The sequence below is a fragment of the Mesorhizobium sp. LSHC420B00 genome, assembly GCF_000503055.1.
Lineage (GTDB): Bacteria > Pseudomonadota > Alphaproteobacteria > Rhizobiales > Rhizobiaceae > Mesorhizobium.
In genome coordinates this window covers 1-3,475 of record NZ_AYVY01000069.1, presented here as the reverse complement: position 1 = coordinate 3,475, position 3,475 = coordinate 1, and the positions used below count along the sequence as shown (strand labels likewise).

Sequence of the window (3,475 nt, the reverse complement as noted above, 5' to 3'; positions counted from 1 at the left end):
TGGTGGCCGGAATGAAATCGGAATGACTGGCCGGCTTCAAATCGGAATCGGTGGCCGGCTTCATCGGAATACGCACTTCGGCACTTTTGGGGAAAATTCGAGCGGCATTGACACATGGGGCTTGACGCCTGGCCCGCAACTCCGCCGACTGGCACCGGCTGCTTGAGCTGTGCGCCCTGACCAGCACCCTCATCCTCGATGAGGATGGCGTCTACGACCCGGCCAGCTTCAACGATCGCCTGCTGCTGGGGCTCAAGGCTCGCATGTGCGGCGGCCAACTCAACAAAGCAAGCCGCGGCGATCTGAAGAAAGGGCCGCCCGTCGGCCTAGTCTTAGTCTACTTGTCCGACGGCATCATCGCGCTCGACCCGGACGCCGAGGTGCAGGCCGTGCTCCGCATGGCGTTCGCCACCTTCGAGCGCCTGGGCAGCGCAACCAGAACCGTCAAGTTTCTCCTCGACGAAGGCATCTTGTTACCGCGAGGACTGCACAAAGGCGAGCTGATGCAGGCGCCGCCCCTGCACGCCCGCATCCTCCAGATCCTGCACAATCCGCGATATGCCGGCGCCTTCGTCTACGGTCCAACGCGTGGACGGCCCCGGCGCGGCGGCGGCGTCTCGCAGATCAAGGTGGATATGGCTGACTGGCGGTTCAATAGGGTTATATCGACTGGGAGCGCTTTAAGGCCAACCAGGAGCGTCTCACCACCAATGCCCAAGCCTATGAATGCAGCGCCGTGCCGGTCCGGTTCGCGAAGGATCCGCCTTGCTCCAGGGCAGAGTTCTCGGCCTTTGTGGCGGGCGCATGGGCACCCGCCTTGGCGACAAGGTCTGCCAGTCCGTGCCCGGCAAAGTCGTCGACCCGGCGGTGGGTGCATTGCTTGTCGCACTGATGACGCCGATGACCCTCGAGGTCACTTTGGCGGTGCTGCGCGAGCTTGAGGTACGCGCGGCCGAGACGGACACGTTGCGCCGCCAACATATCGAGCAAACGCGTCATGACGCCGAGCTCGCCCCGCGCGGCGGGGCGACGCGCACCTTGACGCTTGACCGGCCCTTGCCGATCGCCCAGGTTCGCAAGTTCAAGCCTGAGCTCGTCGCCGAGGTCGACCGCTTGCTCGACCGTCATTGCGATCGCGAGATCGCCGATATCTTCAATGAACGCGGTCTGCGGACCTGGGAAGGCAAGCCGAACGACGAACACCTTCTCGCCGCCGAGATGCGGCCTGGAAAGGGCGGGCGCGCCCGACGATGCGCCAGACCCTCTAAGGTGGTGCAAAACCACGTATAGCCAAACTCGTCGGGATTGCCGGCACGATACTCCTCCCACAGGAGCACGCGCGTTACGCCGCGGGGGCGCAACTCATTCTCCACATAGCTCCGGTCGGGCACCGGCCGCCGGGGGCTTTGCGACGCCGCCTTCGGCGAAGCCATTTCTTACGAACCGAGAGGGTCGTCGCCTTGGCATGACGGGCATCAATTCACACGACACGGCAGCCCGACTCGTTTGAGTTCGTGCCAAAGCCAGTTGCCCCCGTCTCGAAGCCGAACCGCTCGGCCTAGGGCGCAAGCTTGCCCAGCAGCTCCGCTCCTTCAATGCTCCCGGATCAGATTTTGCCTTTCCTTCGAACGCGACACACCGCGATTCCCGCCAAGCTCGATCTCGGTGATGCATCTTTTGCGCCGGCACCTAACCCCGGCCGAGATAGCGATTAAGCACATTGCAGGTCACGCGTTCGACCATGCTGTCGTTTCTCAGAAGCCCGGCTACCCATTCGCAGCTACCAGCGTGGAACACCTCGCCCTTGCCGAGCTTGAAATTCACAATCATACCACATCCGCGCTTTAGTTTTTCCATGTTGTCGCTGTTCACTTCGCCGAACAGCGCCTCAGCGTCAGCGCGGGCATCCGCATCCCCCATCGTCAGGTCGTCAAATGCAAGATCGGCGCTCCATTCAACCTGGGTAGCCATTCCCACCGCGAGGATTTCAAGTCCATCAGGCGCGCCGCTCGTAGGGGACTGGTAAGGCAAGCCGTTGCGGATTTCATAATCCAGCCCATCAACCTCATAGCCGAATATGTGGCTCTCGGCACCGAGGACGTCCCCGTAGAACAGGCCAGTCTCAGCGAAGGCCCAATGCTCCGGCCGATAAATGGGGAAACCTCGGACTCCACGCGGCACGCACCCCATCCAGCCGGCATAGACTCCGTTAGAGGCATTTAGGCCAAACGTCCGTGCGCCCGGCCGGCCGACTTCGGGGGTTTCCCACATAGTTGTGGCGCGGCTGACATCTCCGCCATTAAAGATGGGATCTTCCGCACGCGCGCGATTTTTGTAACAGATCTGCAGGCGGCCCTCGTCCTCCAGCCTGATCTGCAAGCCGAAGTTGCCGGCGAACCGCGCTACATGGCCTCCCTGAGCTACGTAAGTGTCAACCGCATCACGCATTTCCCATGTCCAGTACTCGTCATGGCCACTAAAGACGATGCAATCATAGTCGGACAGGATTTCTGGCGCGAAGTGGAGTTCATGTTGACTGATGAGATCAACACCATATCCGGCGCGCTCGGCGAAGCGGAAAAAGTGGCTATCGTAGGTCGCCCACCCGGCCGAAGCATATTTCTTCGAGTGGCCGGTAGCATAGGCCCATTCTTTGTGCGGATGGCGCGGCACCGTCTTAGGTGGCATCATCATTTCCAGTGGCACACGAGGTGCATCCGGCGGCAGAACGACAAAGCCCCGCCCCCAAGGACGTTGCGTTGACACGATGGGAGACCACAGGTTGCGGTTCGGGCCGGTGATGCCCTCATAGTGATTCGACCCCCCCCAAGTGTTGTAAGCGAGCCATGTGGCCGTCGCCGCCACCTGCAGAACCCGGCCCGGCTTGCGACCGCCTTTGGGCAGCACGATCACAATGTGATGACAATGGATTGGTCGACCGTCGCGCCCATCCGCCGTCAACTTCACGCGGTAGCCGCCGGACGGCCAGTCTTCCCCAATCTGAAACTCGAACCCAGTCTCCCAGCCGCACCCCTCGACCGAGCAATGCTCGGGCGTGTCCTGCCAATGTGCGGCGATGCCGCTTTGCTCCAATATCTCTGTTTGGGTTCCGCCGTCGCGGATGATCGCAATGGTGAAGTGTGGCGCGGTTGAACTCACTTGCAGCCGAACCGTTTCGCCCGGGCGGTAGGAACACTTTTCGCTGTAACACCAGATCTCGCCGCGCGCGCCATCCATACCGGCCCATTCGTAAAAATGGTGCCGCTCCGCAAATCGCCTCTCCTCAGGCGTCAACCCGAAATCCGGGAAATCACTCGGGAGCTTTGCCATGTTAGAATCCCATATTCTTCGGTCACGGTCGGATAGGCATGAGCAGCAAGGCCGGCTATGCCGTAGGACGGGGCGCTTCAGTGTTTCAAAATCTGGCTGAGGAAGAGCTTTGTTCTTTCGTGTTGCGGCTTGGTGAAGAAGTGGT

2 protein-coding genes and 1 pseudogene are annotated in these 3,475 nt (G+C 61.2%); 1 reads left to right on the top strand and 2 read right to left on the bottom strand.

Going from position 1 to position 3,475, the window contains the following annotated elements:
* Positions 1 to 263 precede the first annotated feature (263 nt).
* Positions 264 to 941, top strand: coding sequence for a recombinase family protein (locus X760_RS78755; RefSeq protein WP_348633273.1), 678 nt, complete (start codon positions 264 to 266; stop codon positions 939 to 941).
* Positions 942 to 1,194: 253 nt separating this feature from the next.
* Here X760_RS78755 and X760_RS78750 read toward each other — a convergent pair.
* Positions 1,195 to 1,427, bottom strand: a pseudogene (locus X760_RS78750) (IS21 family transposase); the annotation flags it as partial.
* A gap of 262 nt (positions 1,428 to 1,689) precedes the next feature.
* On the bottom strand, positions 1,690 to 3,330 hold the full coding sequence (locus X760_RS73440) for a N,N-dimethylformamidase beta subunit family domain-containing protein (protein ID WP_023723241.1): 1,641 nt from the start codon (positions 3,328 to 3,330) through the stop codon (positions 1,690 to 1,692).
* Positions 3,331 to 3,475 lie beyond the last annotated feature (145 nt).

What these genes read in the sequence shown, in the direction of transcription:
- X760_RS78755 (WP_348633273.1), top strand. Translation starts at nt 264, where the DNA reads ATGTGCGGCGGCCAACTCAACAAAGCAAGCCGCGGCGATCTGAAGAAA.
- X760_RS73440 (WP_023723241.1), bottom strand. Translation starts at nt 3,330, where the DNA reads ATGGCAAAGCTCCCGAGTGATTTCCCGGATTTCGGGTTGACGCCTGAG.